Here is a 1026-nt window from a genome sequence, read left to right on the forward strand (position 1 = left end):
GCCCGTCGTGGTCCGCGCCACCGAGACCGCCGAGAGCCGCGGACGGCTCTACCGCAAGGCAGGAGACCGCGGCCGCGCGGCCGCGATCCTGCGCGGCGCCACCCGGCGACGGCTCACGGCATACCTCGGACTGGCTCCGGCCACTCCCGTGGAGGAGCTGGCGCACGCTCTGGCCCAGGTGACGGGACGGCCGTCCGGCGAGCTCCTCACCGTGCTCGCCGGACCGGACCCCGCGGGCGACGAAGCCCTCCTGCAGACTGCAGACCAGCTCGCATCACTCGAGGAAGAGGTACGAGAATGACCCCACCCCACCAAGAGCACCCCACAAAGTCCTCGCTCGTGCCTCGCTCGGTACTTCGCGGGGCGCCCGCATGACCGACTCCCCCGACGCGACCGAGCCGTCGGAGGCGGCGCGGCACGCGCTGCTCGGGGTGCGGCAGGAGGTCGCCAAGGCCGTCGTCGGCCAGGAGGCAGCCGTCTCCGGCATCATCATCGCCCTCCTCGCCCGGGGCCACATCCTGCTCGAGGGAGTGCCGGGGGTCGCCAAGACCCTCCTGGTCCGAGCCCTGGCGGCGGCACTCGACGTGGAGACCAAGCGAGTGCAGTTCACCCCCGACCTGATGCCCGGCGACATCACCGGCTCGGTGGTCTTCGACACGCATACCTCGGAGTTCTCGTTCCGGCCCGGCCCGGTCTTCACCAACCTGCTGCTCGCCGACGAGATCAACCGCACGCCGCCCAAGACGCAGTCCGCGCTGCTCGAGGCGATGCAGGAGCGCCAGGTCTCGGTCGACGGGACCTCCCGGCCCCTCCCCTCGCCGTTCCTCGTCGCCGCCACGCAGAACCCGGTGGAGTACGAAGGCACCTACCCCCTGCCCGAGGCGCAGCTCGACCGGTTCCTGCTCAAGGCCGTCCTGCCACTGCCGCCCCGCGCCGACGAGCTGCAGGTCCTCGCCCGGCACGCGGCGGGCTTCGACCCCCAGGACCTGGCGGCCGCAGGGGTCTCCCCCGTCGCCGGGCCGGCCG

1 protein-coding gene and 1 pseudogene are annotated in these 1026 nt (G+C 73.1%); both read left to right on the forward strand.

Going from position 1 to position 1026, the window contains the following annotated elements; all coding sequences use genetic code 11:
* Positions 1 to 301: pseudogene (locus FRW57_RS23700) on the forward strand (DUF4350 domain-containing protein); the annotation flags it as partial.
* 70 nt (positions 302 to 371) lie between these two features.
* Positions 372 to 1026, forward strand: a 655-nt coding sequence (locus FRW57_RS22015; RefSeq protein ID WP_152187082.1) for an AAA family ATPase, incomplete at its 3' end; no start/stop codon positions are given.

Source organism: Segeticoccus rhizosphaerae (assembly GCF_009192725.1).
Lineage (GTDB): Bacteria > Actinomycetota > Actinomycetes > Actinomycetales > Dermatophilaceae > Segeticoccus > Segeticoccus rhizosphaerae.